The 12,851-nt window shown below is 65.1% G+C and carries 13 protein-coding genes; 11 read left to right on the top strand and 2 right to left on the bottom strand.

Annotation, left to right across the window (positions count from 1 at the left end):
• Window positions 1-97: 97 nt before the first annotated feature.
• Genes CXB49_RS16030 through CXB49_RS16020 form a run of 3 tightly spaced genes read left to right on the top strand, consistent with a single transcriptional unit; the run spans window position 98 to window position 3,134 of the window.
• A complete protein-coding gene (locus CXB49_RS16030) occupies window positions 98-1,525 on the top strand; it encodes an MFS transporter (RefSeq protein ID WP_158300905.1) in 1,428 nt (475 codons plus the stop codon).
• A gap of 56 nt (window positions 1,526-1,581) precedes the next feature.
• Complete coding sequence (locus tag CXB49_RS16025) at window positions 1,582-1,833, top strand: phosphopantetheine-binding protein (RefSeq protein ID WP_101709328.1); 252 nt, start codon at window positions 1,582-1,584, stop codon at window positions 1,831-1,833.
• A gap of 38 nt (window positions 1,834-1,871) precedes the next feature.
• Complete coding sequence (locus CXB49_RS16020; RefSeq protein ID WP_255409614.1) at window positions 1,872-3,134, top strand: beta-ketoacyl synthase N-terminal-like domain-containing protein; 1,263 nt, start codon at window positions 1,872-1,874, stop codon at window positions 3,132-3,134.
• 52 nt (window positions 3,135-3,186) lie between these two features.
• Here CXB49_RS16020 and CXB49_RS16015 read toward each other — a convergent pair whose 3' ends face one another.
• Window positions 3,187-4,848, bottom strand: coding sequence for a DUF6178 family protein (locus tag CXB49_RS16015; RefSeq protein ID WP_101709326.1), 1,662 nt, complete (start codon window positions 4,846-4,848; stop codon window positions 3,187-3,189).
• An 819-nt stretch (window positions 4,849-5,667) separates the two neighbouring features.
• On the opposite strand from CXB49_RS16015, the gene dnaQ reads away from it, so the two are divergent.
• The 8 genes from dnaQ (at window position 5,668) to CXB49_RS24295 (ending at window position 12,080) form a co-directional block, all read left to right on the top strand.
• Window positions 5,668-6,381: a DNA polymerase III subunit epsilon gene (gene dnaQ, locus CXB49_RS16010; RefSeq protein ID WP_101709325.1), complete on the top strand. Its 714-nt coding sequence runs from the start codon at window positions 5,668-5,670 to the stop codon at window positions 6,379-6,381.
• A gap of 1 nt (window position 6,382) precedes the next feature.
• Complete coding sequence (gene ispD / locus CXB49_RS16005; protein ID WP_101709324.1) at window positions 6,383-7,066, top strand: 2-C-methyl-D-erythritol 4-phosphate cytidylyltransferase; 684 nt, start codon at window positions 6,383-6,385, stop codon at window positions 7,064-7,066.
• Between the two features lie 28 nt (window positions 7,067-7,094).
• Complete coding sequence (gene ispF / locus CXB49_RS16000; protein WP_101709323.1) at window positions 7,095-7,571, top strand: 2-C-methyl-D-erythritol 2,4-cyclodiphosphate synthase; 477 nt, start codon at window positions 7,095-7,097, stop codon at window positions 7,569-7,571.
• Between the two features lie 326 nt (window positions 7,572-7,897).
• On the top strand, window positions 7,898-8,557 hold the full coding sequence (gene rpiA, locus CXB49_RS15995) for a ribose-5-phosphate isomerase RpiA (RefSeq protein WP_101709322.1): 660 nt from the start codon (window positions 7,898-7,900) through the stop codon (window positions 8,555-8,557).
• A 113-nt stretch (window positions 8,558-8,670) separates the two neighbouring features.
• Complete coding sequence (phoU, locus tag CXB49_RS15990) at window positions 8,671-9,375, top strand: phosphate signaling complex protein PhoU (RefSeq protein ID WP_101709321.1); 705 nt, start codon at window positions 8,671-8,673, stop codon at window positions 9,373-9,375.
• A 140-nt stretch (window positions 9,376-9,515) separates the two neighbouring features.
• Window positions 9,516-11,009, top strand: coding sequence for an exopolyphosphatase (ppx, locus tag CXB49_RS15985; protein WP_233493106.1), 1,494 nt, complete (start codon window positions 9,516-9,518; stop codon window positions 11,007-11,009).
• A 7-nt stretch (window positions 11,010-11,016) separates the two neighbouring features.
• Window positions 11,017-11,667 carry a CorA family divalent cation transporter gene (locus tag CXB49_RS24300; protein ID WP_255409573.1) on the top strand — a complete coding sequence of 217 codons (651 nt, stop codon included), beginning with the start codon at window positions 11,017-11,019 and terminating at the stop codon, window positions 11,665-11,667.
• Window positions 11,643-12,080: a CorA family divalent cation transporter gene (locus CXB49_RS24295; protein WP_255409572.1), complete on the top strand. Its 438-nt coding sequence runs from the start codon at window positions 11,643-11,645 to the stop codon at window positions 12,078-12,080. The genes CXB49_RS24300 and CXB49_RS24295 overlap by 25 nt, the downstream gene beginning before the upstream one ends.
• A gap of 57 nt (window positions 12,081-12,137) precedes the next feature.
• Here the strand turns inward: CXB49_RS24295 and pncA are convergent, their stop codons facing one another.
• Complete coding sequence (gene pncA, locus CXB49_RS15975) at window positions 12,138-12,770, bottom strand: bifunctional nicotinamidase/pyrazinamidase (protein WP_101709319.1); 633 nt, start codon at window positions 12,768-12,770, stop codon at window positions 12,138-12,140.
• Window positions 12,771-12,851 lie beyond the last annotated feature (81 nt).

The following is a 12,851-nucleotide window of genomic DNA, read 5'->3' as shown; positions in this document are numbered from 1 at the left end:
GAGGATTCGAATTCAGGCGCCATGCCGTCGGGCGGAACGACGCTTCCGGTCGGCATGGCGAATACAGTCCCGGCGTCGCCGGGTTTCAGGAGGCAATATGGATAGCGACAGCAAGGTATCTGGCCATAAGCGGGGGGGAATGGCGGCAGTGCTGATCTGCCTCTTCATGGCCATGCTGGACAGCAGCGCCGTGAACATCGCGCTTCCGACCATCGCGCAGGCCTACCATGTCGATTTCGGTTTGGCCCGCTGGGTCGTGCTCTCGTACATGTTGGCGCTGACGGCCCTGGTGCTGCCGATGGGACGCCTGGCCGACGTGGTGGGGAAAAGAAACATCTATGTGGCGGGGATCGTGATTTTCGGCGTCGGATCGGCAGCTTGCGCGATGCCGGCATCGATAGCCAGCCTGTTGCTCAGCCGCGTCGTGCAGGGTGTTGGCGCGGCCATCATCCTGGCGCTCGGCCCGGCGCTGGTGACCGAGCTGGTGCCGGCCGGCGAGCGCGGGCGGGCATTCGGCATCATGGGCGCCGTGGTCGCCCTGGGGGTGATCATCGGGCCCAGCGCGGGGGGCGCGCTGATTGCCGTGCTGGGCTGGCACTCCATTTTCTGGCTCAATATCCCGCTGTGCGTCGGTGCCGCCACCGTGGCGTTCAAGCACCTCAATCGAGACCGGCCAAGCGAGCGTCCGCCGTTTGATCTGGCTGGAACGGCGGCGCTGGTCGCGGCATTGACGCTATCGCTGCTTGCGCTTTCACCCGGAGAGCTGGGATTTCTCGATGCGCTTGGCGGCGGCGGAATCTGGCTCGCCGCCGTTCTGATGTGGCTGGTGTTTGTCTGGATTGAACGCCGCAGCGGGCATCCCATCGTAGAGGCGCGCTTATTCGGCAACGCCGTCCTCAGCCTGAACTTGCTGGCGGCGTTTCTCAGCTCGGTCAGCATCGCCGCGACTTTGTTGCTGCTGCCGTTCTACCTGCAGAACGTGCTGGGCTTCGCGGTCGCCAAAACGGGCTTGCTGCTTGCCATCACGCCGCTGGTGCTGACGATGGCCGCGCCGGTTTCCGGCATCATGGCGGACCGTTTCGGCGCGCACCGCGTCATCGCCGTCGGCCTGATCATCATGGCGATCGGCTTCGTTGCCGCCTCAACCCTGTCCACGCACTCCACATCGCTGGAATTCGCCTGCAAGTTTGTCCTCGTCGGCCTGGGACTGGGTTTGTTCCAGTCGCCGAACAACGCCTTGATCATGTCCGCGGCCGAGGCCGGGCATGCCGGCATCGTGTCCGGCTTGCTGGCGATGACGCGGCTGATGGGCCAGACCATAGGCGTGGCCCTGGTGGGCATCATCTGGTCGTGGCGCGTCTTCATCCATGAGGGCGCCGCGCGCGCGCTGGCGCAGCATCAAGTCGATGCCTTGCGCGAAGTATTCATCGGTTTGACGGTGCTGACCTTGTTGGTCCTGGCATTGTCGGTTCAAAGCTCGTTATGTCGAAAGAGAGCGGTGGCATCCGTGGCGCCAAGCGGTTGAATGGCGGGCGAGGACGTTGCCGTATGTCAATTATCTTCACGCAAGGAACGCTGGGTATGACCAAAGATGACGTATTTGCCGCGGTGAAAGAGGTAATCCTGGATACGCTGCCGGATCTGGACGCCTCGCTGGTGACGCCGGAACGCAGTTTGAGCGAGCTGGGCGCCAATTCGGTCGACAGGGCCGAGATCGTCGTCAGCAGCATGGCGGCATTGCGGGTGAAGGCTTCCGCGCTGGAATTGCGGGAGGCGAAGAATATCGGCGGGCTGGTCGATATCCTCCACGGCAAGACCGAGGTTCGGGCTTGACGGCCAGCGGAGGCCGGCCGTCTGGCGGCCGCCATGCGGTGGTCACAGGAATGGGCATTGTCGGCGGGGCGGGCATCGGCGTGGAGCGCTTCACCGATGCCCTGCGCAATGGACGCGGCCGTTTCAGCGCGGTGCGCGCCGCGCCGTCGTCGCGCCCCGCTTATGTGATGGCGGAACTGGAGCCTTTCCGCCTGGACGAGCATCTGCCATCGGCCTTGCAGGCCGAGCCGTCGCTGGCGGCCCGCCTGCGAAAAGTCGGCGGCCGATCGACGCGGGTGGCGCAGGCCGGCTTGCTGGCCGTCGCGCAGGCGTGGTGCCAGGCGGGCTTTCCAGCCGGCGGCGAGCGCACGGCCCTGGTGGTCGGCGGACAGAATCTGTCGCACGCGTTTGAAGCCGGCTGGTCGGAGCGCTTTGCCGAGGAACCCGCCTATCTGAGTCCGTCCGCCGCCATCCAGATGCTCGATTCCGATCTGATCGGCTGCGTCAGCGAGGTGTTCGGCATGCAGGGGGAGGGCTATGCGGTCGGCGGGGCCTCCGCCTCCGGAAACGTCGCGATACTGAACGGCTTGAGGCTGATCCGCAGCGGAGACGCCGACGTCTGCGTCGTGGTCGGCGCGCTGGCCGAGCTGTCCCCGTTCCAGTTGCAGGCATTCGCCAATCTGGGCGCCCTTGGCGGCGAGGCCTATCTGGACGAGCCCGAGCGGGCCTGCCGCCCCTTCGATCGGCGCCACAACGGCTTCATTCCCGGGCAGGCAAGCGCGTGCCTGGTGCTGGAGGCCGAGTCCCACGCGCTCGCCCGCGGCGCGCCGGCGCTGGGGCGCGTTCTCGGCGGGGCGATGTCGCTAGACGGCAACCGCGGCGCCAATCCGTCGGTCGCCGGCGAGGCCGGCGTTATGCGGCGCGCGCTGGCCAACGCCGGGGTGCCCGTCGACGCCGTCGAGTACGTGAATGCCCACGGCAGCAGCTCCAGTCTGGGCGACATCACCGAGCTGAAAGCCATTGAGCGGGCATTCGGCGCCCATGGACCGAATGTGCTGGTCAACTCGACCAAAAGCATCAGCGGGCATTGCCTGTGGTCGGCGGGCGTGGTGGAGGCGCTGGCTTGCTTGGTTCAGATCAATGCCGGTTTCCTGCACGGGAACCTGAATTTGACGGAGCCGATCGAGCATGCGTGCGCGCTGCTGGGGCCCGATAGCCGAGACATCGGAGTCCGGATCGCGATGAGCAATTCATTCGGCTTCGGCGGAATCAATACCAGCCTGGTTCTCGCCTCGCCGTCCCTGTCGATCGGAAGCGGCTGAGCCTTGGGCCCGGCCGCCGCGAAGCGAGGCTGGCCGGGTCGCTCCGGGATGGCTACAGCCGTAGCAGAAAGGCGTGGATTTTCGCGATGTCCTCCATCGTCGAAATATGGCGATAGCCCTTCTTTACATAAATGTTCTTCGATCCCGCCTGCGCTTCTAGCACGTGGGGAAAGCAGGGCGTCGCATCGATCAGGGTCCGAAGGACGGCGATGGTCGAGCCGTGAAATTCGGCCGGCAGATTGTCGGTCAGCATTTTCGCTTCGCCGTAGCGGTTTTCCCTTACCAGTTTCATGATGTCGTACGGGGCGGCGATCTCTTCCTCGTACTCGTAGTCGAATTCGTCCAGCAACGCTTGTTTTTGCGGCGCGGAGCGAATGATGGCTTCGGCGCAGCGGACCGGAATCGAGCAAAGCAGCTGATAGCCGATCTGGAACAGACGCACGACGCCGGGCGCTTTTTCCAGCTCGCGCTGTAGTCGGGCGCCGGCGCCGGCGGCATCCTCCCCCCATTGTTCGGCCAAATAGCAGGCGCCGAGATTGCCGGTCGCGCTGACGATTTGAGCCGCCTCCATTTCCGTGATCGTTTTCCCCTGGACGGTGGCGCCCGACATCATGATATTGGACAGATAAGCCAGCTCCGCCATCCTCTCGGAGGCGATGTCCGGCCGAAGGCGCGACAAGGCCGTTGTCAGCAAGGAGGACGAGGGCGAGCGCTGCGGTTCGGCATCGCTGGTCAGCAGCCGCGTTGCCGATTGCTCGGACGGGAAGACGCCGGCGTTGCGGAGAATGGCGTCAAGGGCCGCGAACGCCTCGCGGCTTTCCGCCTCGCTTGGCTGCGGATGGTCGGGCGCCGGGCTTGCGGCCGCGAGCAGCGGGGGAGGGCTGCCCGCGTCGGGCGCCGGAGACGGCGGCCGGAACGCAAGCGCCAGCCGCTGGCGCTGCTTTTCGAGGAAATCGGCCGTGTTGACGTCGTAGTGTCGCTGGCTGAGCAGGGACGCCAGCGGCTGTGTCTTCGCCGACATCAGGAACAGCGTCGCGCTGACCGGATCGACGTAGCCGGAAGCCGAGCGCGCGTCGACGCGTTCGCCGGTGAGGTCCTCTTCCAGCAGCGCCGTTTCCTCTCCCTCCTCCTCCTGGTTCTGTCGGCCGACGCTGGGGGTGAAGTCGCATCTCGCCAGCGCGCGGAGCAGGAAGTCGGCGGCATGCCGCGACAGGTTCAGCAGCATCTCGACAACCACGTGCCAGTGCTTTTCGATCTTGGGGAAGACCTGATAATTGTCGATGGAAATCCCGCCGTCGTCTTCCGGCGTCGCGACCGTCCTGTCCACCACCGATATCAATCTGGCCAGGCATACCACGATGAAATCCTCGCCGAGGGCGATCAGTCGGGGCGCGAGCATGTCTTCATCTTCGCGCAGCGTCTCGATCCAGCGCATGAACTGGTCGATGTCGAGCTCTTCCCTTTGCCCCAGGCCCTGGCCATGCCATAGCGAGATGTCGAGCACCTCTTTCAATTGCTCCGCGCTGACCAGGGCCAATATTTCCTGGCTGTCTTCCAGCCCCACCGTCTCTATCAGTTTGTTCAGCGTGTAGGCGGGCAGCTTCTGAATATAAGTGGCCAGCTGCGGACTGCCGGCGATCTGACGAATCAGCTCGCTGCCGCTGTGCAATGGGGCGGTCGATAGGCGTTTGTCGAGCTTGGTCGTTTTTTTCATGGCATGGTCCGAAAGAATGGATCCAGTAATCGATATGTCTTTAATTACGGTCGATATTTGAATCTAAGAGCCTGTTTACGATCTTTTTGCGGCATCGGAGGGTAGCCCAGCCAGCAGGCCATCTGCGGCGTTGTCGGGCTGGACCTTGGAATCACCAAGGCCTACGCCCTCCGCCTTGCATCTGACCTGCTGGCTGGGCTGCGATGCTCGTAAAAAGATCGTAAACAGGCTCTAAGGTCGTGATTGGCTGATTGATTGGTCGAATGATTTATTGGCTGATTTTGTAATGATGATTTAATGAAGCCGTTTTTTCCTGGCCTGGAATGGAATGATTCCTTTCATTCCGATTCGCCTGATTGTTTTGTACTGAAGCGTGGCGCTTATTGAAAGGCAGGGCTGAGCAATATGCTAGCTGTTCTTTCTGTCAGGTAATTGGCAAGAAAAGGTTTGTGCTAGAATAAATCGTCTTTTATTGAATCGGCCGGCGCAGGATTTTGCGGCGTGGAGGGGAATCGCCGGGATGCCGGATCGCGGCGCGCTCGAACCTGGCCGCCGCGGAGGCGAACGCTTCGGCAACGCGATTAGGCGCTGATCGCAAGGTCATCGAGGCCGCGTGCCCGGCCGGCCGTCGCGGAATCCGGACCGCGCCCGCCGCGACTGTCCCGCCGCGCGGACTTCTACGAAATTGTCATTCCCATTCCCCGGCGGGGAGCGGCGCCTTGCCGAGACGCCGCGATATGGACAGCCATCGCAAGTGGTAGAATGAGACGGTTGCGTATGCATTGGATAGATTGGAATTTACATTTGACGTCCAACCGAATGATCATTCTCGATACCGAAACCACCGGTCTCGATCCGCAGCAGGGCCACCGCATCATCGAATTCGCCGGCCTGGAAATGATAGGCCGCAAGCTGACCGGCAAGCATTTGCACTGTTACATCCATCCCGAACGCGACATCGACCCGGACGCGCAGCGGGTGCACGGCATTTCGCTGGAGTTTCTCGCCGGCAAGCCGGTGTACCGCCAGGTGGCGCAGGAGATCGCCGACTTCCTGCGCGGCGCCGAGCTGATCATCCACAACGCGCCGTTCGACGTGGGCTTCCTCAACGCCGAATTCGCCAAGCTGGGCATGGAGCCGATCGGCAAACTGTGCAGCGGCGTGATCGACACGCTGCGCGACGCGCGCGACATGTTCCCGGGCAAGCGCAACAGCCTGGACGCGCTGTGCGACCGCTTCGAGATCGACCGTTCCAACCGTACCCTGCACGGCGCGCTGGTGGACTGCGAACTGCTGTCCGAAGTGTATCTGTGGATGACGCGCGGGCAGGAAAGCCTGGCGATGGACATCGAGGTGGAGTTGCCGGGCGGCGACGCCGGCGCCATCCAGTTCGAGCGCAAGCCGCTGACGGTGCTGGCCGCCAGCGCCGACGAGCTGGCCGAGCATCAGGCCTATCTGGACGCGCTGGACAAGGCGGTGAAGGGGCAGTGCCTGTGGCGCGGCCTGGAGGCGCCGGCAGCGGCGGAGGGCTGAAATGGCGAGAATGATCGCGCTGGTGCCGGCCGCCGGCTCCGGCAGCCGCTTCGGCGCGCCCAGTCCCAAGCAATACCTGCAGCTGAACGGCAAGCCGCTGATGTGGCACACGCTGGCCACGCTGGCGGCGGTGCCGGCGATAGACGAGGTGGCGGTGGTGATCTCGCCGCAGGACGAATGGTTCGACGACTTCTCCTGGGAACTGCCCAAGCTGTCGGTGCATCGCGTCGGCGGCGCCAGCCGCGCCGACAGCGTCGCGGCCGGCCTGACGGCGCTCGCCTGCGCCGACGACGACTGGGTGCTGGTGCACGACGCCGCGCGCTGTTGCCTGTCGGTGGCGGCGACGGAGAGGCTGATCGCCACGCTGGCCGACCATCCGGTCGGCGGCCTGCTGGCTTTGCCGGTGCCGGACACCGTCAAGCGCGCCGACGGCGACGGCCGGGTCAGCGCCACCGTGCCGCGCAACGGCCTGTGGCTGGCGCAAACGCCGCAGATGTTCCGCGCCGGCACGCTGGGCCGGGCGCTGGACGGCGGCGGCGCCGACATCACCGACGAGGCGTCGGCCATCGAGCGGCTGGGGCTGAAGCCGCAGCTGGTGGAGGGCGACGCGCAGAATTTCAAGGTCACCTATCCGCGCGACCTGGCGCTGGCGCGCGCGATACTCGCCGCGCGCGACGCGCAGTGATTGAACGCCGCAAGGCGGAAGGACGCATATGTTCCGTATCGGACAAGGCTACGATGTGCACCAGCTGGTGGAAGGCCGCCCGCTGATCCTCGGCGGGGTGGAGATTCCGCACGAGAAGGGCCTGCTCGGCCATTCCGACGCCGACGCGCTGCTGCACGCGATCACCGACGCGCTGCTCGGCGCCGCGGCGCTCGGCGACATCGGCCGTCATTTCCCCGACACAGCGGCCGAGTTCCGCGGCGCCGACAGCCGCGCGCTGCTGCGCGAGGCCGCGGCGCGGGTGCGCGCCGCCGGCTGGCGGCCGGTCAATGTGGACAGCACGCTGATCGCGCAGCGGCCCAAGCTGGCGCCGCACATAGACGCGATGCGCGCCAATATCGCCGCCGACCTGGGGCTGGATGTCGGCGCGGTCAACGTCAAGGGCAAGACCAACGAGAAGCTGGGCTATCTCGGACGCTGCGAGGCGATAGAGGCTCAGGCCGCCTGCCTGCTGATGCCTGTCTAGCGCCGCTGCTGAAACCGCTGAGCCTGCGTTGCGCCTCCTTGTCGTACGATGTGTACTGCCTGCGTCGGCGCGCCTTGGCTCAGCGGTTTGATCAGCGGCTTCCGCATCCGCCGCTTGAGTGCCTTATCCTGCGCCTCCTTGTCGTACGATGCGTACTGCCTGCGTCGGTGCGCCTTGGCTCAGCGGTTTGATCGGCGGCTTCCGCATCCGCCGCTTGGATTGTTGATCCTTGGCGACATGCCTGCGCCGGCCGCTTGTGGGATAATCGCGCATCGCCGCCGCAGCCGGAGACCGGCGGAATCCATACCCATGCCAGGAGGCCCCATATGCTGACTCAGGATCAACTGAAACTCGCCGTTGCGCAGAAGGCGCTGGAATTCGTGCCGGAGGACGCCATCATCGGCGTCGGCACCGGCAGCACCGTCAACCTGTTCATTGAGGAACTGGCCGGCATCAAGGGGCGCATCCGCGGCGCGGTGTCCAGTTCCGAAGCGTCCACCGCCCGTCTGAAGGCGCACCATATCCCGGTGTTCGACCTGAACGAAGTGGAGAAGCTGCCGGTCTATATCGACGGCGCCGACGAGATCAACCATCATCTGCACATGATCAAGGGCGGCGGCGCGGCGCTGACGCGCGAGAAGATCGTCGCCGGCGTCGCCGACGAGTTCATCTGCATCGCCGACGAGAACAAGTATGTGGCGATGCTGGGCGCCTTTCCGCTGCCGATCGAGGTGATCCCGATGGCGCGCAGCTACGTCGCGCGCGAACTGGTCAAGCTGGGCGGCCATCCGGAGCTGCGCCAGGGCGTGTTCACCGACAACGGCAACCTGATCCTCGACGTCCACGGCCTGCAGATCATGCAGCCGGTGGCGCTGGAGGAAACCATCAACCACATCGCCGGCGTCGTCACCTGCGGCCTGTTCGCCCGCCGCCGCGCCGACGTGCTGGTGCTGGGCAAGCAGGGCGGCGTCGAAGTGCTGCGCTGAGGCAAATCCGGCCCGGCCGGCCGGCTGGACGCGGCCGGGCAAAGATGGCATGTCACGCGACTGTCATCTCACTGTCTTACAATCTACCCTTTCCGCGAGAGCCCGAGGCAAACATGGCAGAACACATTTCCAAGCAGTTCGACCTGGAACTGGAAACCATCCGGACCCGGGTGCTGCAAATGGGCGGCTTGGTGGAGCAACAGATCCTGTCGGCCATCGACGCGCTGATGGCCGGCGACGTCGTCCGCCTGGACAAGGTGATGGCCGAGGACGCGCTGGTCAACGCGATGGAGGTCGGCATCGACGACGACTGCCTGCACATCATCGCCCGCCGCCAGCCGGCGGCCAGCGATCTGCGCATCGTCTTCACCGTGATCAAGATCATCACCGACCTGGAGCGCATCGGCGACGAGGCGGCCAAGATCGCGCGGATGGGCAAGACCATCCACCAGTCCGAGCGCTTCCAGATGCCGCGTTTTCGCGAGATCGAGAAAATGGCCGAAGTGGCGCTGGCGATGCTGCGCCGCGCGCTGGACGCCTTCGCCCGCCTGGACACCAGCGCCGCGCTGGAACTGGCCGAGGAGGATCAGCGGCTGGACGAGAACTTCGCGTCCGAGTTGCGCCAGTTGATCACCTTCATGATGGAAGATCCGCGCACCATCAGCATGTCCATCGACACGCTGTTCATCTCCAAGGCGATAGAGCGCATCGGCGACCACTCCAAGAACATCTCCGAATACGTGGTCTACCTGGTGAAGGGCAAGGACATCCGCCACACCACGCTGGAAGACAAGAAGCGCGAGTCGCTGGGACGCTAGCCTGGCGAGCCGGACATGACGCTGGACGTAAAATGGCGGTAACATCTCGCGGTTACCGCCATTTTGCTTGCCGGGCGCGCCGGGCGACGTTCGCCCCGAGGCGCCCGCGCGGGCGCAACCGAACAAGAAAAGGGGTGTCTTTGACACACGCCACGCCCCCACTCACCGTGCTGGCCACCATCGATCTGGGTTCCAACAGCTTCCGGCTGCAGGTTTCCCGCGTGGTGGACGATCAGCTGTACACGCTGGATGTCATGAAGGAGACCGTGCGCCTCGGCGCCGGCCTGACCGCCGACAAACATCTGGACGACGACACCCAGGCCCGCGCGCTGGCCTGTCTCGCCCGTTTCGGCGAACGGCTGCGCGGCTTCCTGCCCGGCCAGGTGCGCGTCGTCGGCACCAATACGCTGCGGGTCGCCAAGAACGCCGCCGGCTTCATCGCCGAGGCCGAGGAGCGTCTGGGCTTCCCGATAGAGGTGATCGCCGGACGCGAGGAAGCGCGGCTGATCTATCTGGGCGCCGCCCATTCGCTGCCGGACACCAAGGAACGCCGGATGGTGGTCGACATCGGCGGCGGCTCCACCGAATTCATCATCGGCAGCCATTACAAGGCGCTGGTCACCGAAAGCCTGCCGCTGGGCTGCGTCAGCTACACGCTGCGCTTCTTCCCGGACGGCAAGCTGACCCGCGGCAATTTCCGCGACGCGGTGCTGGCGGCGCGCAACGAGATCCAGCGCATCCGCCACGAATACCGCCCCAGCGAGTGGCAGCTCGCCGTCGGCACCTCCGGCACGGCTCGTTCACTGCGGGACGTGCTGGAGATCAACGACTGGAGCCGCTCAGACATCACGCTGTCCGGCATGGAGCAGCTGCGCGCGGTTCTGATCGAGCAGGGCAGCATAGACGCGATCAAGGTGAACGGCCTGAAGGCCGATCGCGCGCCGGTGCTGGCCGGCGGCCTCGCCATCATGATCGCGGTGTTCGAAGAGCTGCAGGTCGAAAAGATGATCGTCACCGAGGGCGCGCTGCGCGACGGCGTGCTATACGATCTGTTGGGCCGGCAGCGGGAGAAGGACATGCGCGACAGCACGGTGGCCTTGTTCAAGCGCCGCTACCACGCGGACACGCAGCAGGCCGAGCGCGTCAATCTGCTGGCCGAGCGGCTGTACCGGATGTTGGCCGGCGAGGACGTCGACCAGGACATGTTGAAGCGGCTCTGCTGGGCGGCCAAGCTGCACGAGATCGGCCTGACCATCGCCCATACCGCCTACCACAAGCATTCCGCCTACATTCTGCAGAACGCGGACATGCCGGGCTTCTCCAAGCGCGAACAGGCCACGCTGGCCGCCATCGTGCTGGGCCACCGCGGGGACATGGGCAAGATGGCGCAATACATCAGCCAGCCGGCGTTGTGGCAGGCGGTGGTGGCGTTGCGGGTGGCGGTGCTGTTCTACCGCAGCCGCATCAATGTCGTGCTGCCGGCCGAGCTGGACCTGAAACAGCACGCGCGCGGCTTCACGCTGTTGCTGAGCGGCGACTGGCTGGAAGCCAATCCGCTGTCGGCCAGCAGCTTCCGCCAGGAAGTGGGCCAGTGGAAGAATGTCGGCTTCCAGCTCGACATCGTACAGAAATAGGCCGGTGATGCGCCATCCGGAACTGAAGGAGAGGCTGCCGACGCTGGGGGAACAGGCCGGCACGCTGCTGCCGGTCGGCGAGCCCAAGCACAAGGGCACGGCGCTGTCGCTGTTCGACTTCTGCGCCGACGAGGCGATAGAACTGGCCGAGTTGCCGCTGGTCGACCTGGCGGACTACCGCCGCCGCGGCGAGGTGCTGTGGCTCAATGTCTACGGCCTCAGCGACGTCGCCGCCATCCAGGCGATAGGCGAGCGTTTCGGCCTGCACCCGCTGGTGCAGGAAGACATTCTCAACGCCCGCCAGCGGCCTAAGCTGGAAGACTACGACGACTATCTGTTCCTGGCCTGCCGCGTGTTCGATTACCAGCAGGGCGGGCGGCTGCAGTCGGATCAGATGTATCTGGTGCTGGGCGACGGCTTCGTGCTGTCGTTCCAGGAAAAGCCGACCGGGGTGTTCGAGCAGGTGCGCGAACGGCTGCGCAAGGGCCGCGGCGCCTTGCGCCGGCGCGGCGCCGACTATCTGGCCTATTCGCTGCTGGACGCCATCATCGACGACTACTTCGGCGTGCTCGGCCAGTTCAACGACAAGGTGGAGCGCACTGACGGCCAGCTGCTGCCGGCCGCGACAACGGCGTGCTGCGCCAGATCCAGCGGCTGAAGCGCGATTGCCTGAAGCTCAGGCGCGCGCTGCTGCCGCTGCGCGAAGTGCTGCTGTCGCTGAACCGCGGCGACGAGGAGCGTTTCGGCGAAGACACCCGCATCTATCTGCGCGACGCCTACGACCATGTGGTCCATGTGCTGGAATCGCTGGAAATGAACCGCGAGATGGTCGGCGACATGATGGACCTGTATCTGTCCACGCAGTCGCACCGGCTCAATCTGCAGATGCGGGTGCTGACGGTGATCACGATGATCTTCATGCCGCTGACGCTGATCGCCGGCATCTACGGCATGAATTTCGAGTACATGCCGGAGCTGAAGTGGCACTACGGCTACTTCATCGTGCTGCTGGCGATGGGCGGCATTTCCGCCGGAATGAGCTGGTGGTTCTGGAAGCGGCGATGGATTTGATCCATTGGCGGGGAAGGCAAAACGGGGAGAGCGGTTCTCCCCGTTTTCATTTCGGCGTCACACCTCGTCCGAGCGCAGCCGGATGACGCCGGCCTGGCGCATCTGCATCCAGGCCTCGGCCAGCGAGCCGTCGATGTCTATCGCGCGACAGGCGTCCTCGACGACGAAGGTCTCGAAGCCGGCAGCGCAGGCGTCGATGGCGCTCCAGGCGACGCAGAAGTCGGTGGCGAGCCCGGCCAGCCACACCTTCTTCACGCCCAGCGCGTTCAGATAGCCGGCCAGGCCGGTGACGGTGGTCCGGTCGGCCTCGACGAAGGCCGAATAGCTGTCCACCCCGGCGTGGATGCCCTTGCGCAGCACCAGCCGCGCATGCTCCGTTTCCAGTTCCGGGTGGAAGGCTGCGCCTGGGCTGCCGGCGACGCAGTGGTCCGGCCACAGTGTCTGCGCGCCGTAGGGCAGCGTCACGCTGTGGAACGGCTGGCCGCCGGGATGGCTGCTGGCGAAAGACGCGTGGCCGGCCGGATGCCAGTCCTGGGTCAGCACCACGTTTTCGAACAACAGCGACAGGTGGTTGATCAGCGGCACCACTTCGTCGCCGCCCGGCACCGCCAGTTCGCCGCCGGGGCAGAAACTGTTCTGCACATCGACCACCAGCAGCGCGCAGTCGGCACCATAGCGTTTCAGGGGCATGGGACTACCTTGTTGTTGTCGTCTTCCGTCTTGTTAACACGGGCGCGTCCGCCGGTAAAGGGGCCGGGGTCTTGCCGCGCT

The organism is Chromobacterium sp. ATCC 53434 (assembly GCF_002848345.1).
Classification (GTDB): Bacteria; Pseudomonadota; Gammaproteobacteria; order Burkholderiales; family Chromobacteriaceae; genus Chromobacterium.
The sequence above is the reverse complement of the archived record's forward strand: the minus strand, read 5'-3'. Positions and strand labels throughout refer to the sequence as shown.

Excerpts from the sequence above, each read along its gene's own strand:
- CXB49_RS16030 (WP_158300905.1), top strand. The coding sequence starts at position 98 with ATGGATAGCGACAGCAAGGTATCTGGCCATAAGCGGGGGGGAATGGCG.
- CXB49_RS16025 (WP_101709328.1), top strand. The coding sequence starts at position 1,582 with ATGACCAAAGATGACGTATTTGCCGCGGTGAAAGAGGTAATCCTGGAT.
- CXB49_RS16015 (WP_101709326.1), bottom strand. The coding sequence starts at position 4,848 with ATGAAAAAAACGACCAAGCTCGACAAACGCCTATCGACCGCCCCATTG.
- dnaQ (WP_101709325.1), top strand. The coding sequence starts at position 5,668 with ATGATCATTCTCGATACCGAAACCACCGGTCTCGATCCGCAGCAGGGC.
- ispD (WP_101709324.1), top strand. The coding sequence starts at position 6,383 with ATGGCGAGAATGATCGCGCTGGTGCCGGCCGCCGGCTCCGGCAGCCGC.
- ispF (WP_101709323.1), top strand. The coding sequence starts at position 7,095 with ATGTTCCGTATCGGACAAGGCTACGATGTGCACCAGCTGGTGGAAGGC.
- rpiA (WP_101709322.1), top strand. The coding sequence starts at position 7,898 with ATGCTGACTCAGGATCAACTGAAACTCGCCGTTGCGCAGAAGGCGCTG.
- phoU (WP_101709321.1), top strand. The coding sequence starts at position 8,671 with ATGGCAGAACACATTTCCAAGCAGTTCGACCTGGAACTGGAAACCATC.
- CXB49_RS24300 (WP_255409573.1), top strand. The coding sequence starts at position 11,017 with ATGCGCCATCCGGAACTGAAGGAGAGGCTGCCGACGCTGGGGGAACAG.
- pncA (WP_101709319.1), bottom strand. The coding sequence starts at position 12,770 with ATGCCCCTGAAACGCTATGGTGCCGACTGCGCGCTGCTGGTGGTCGAT.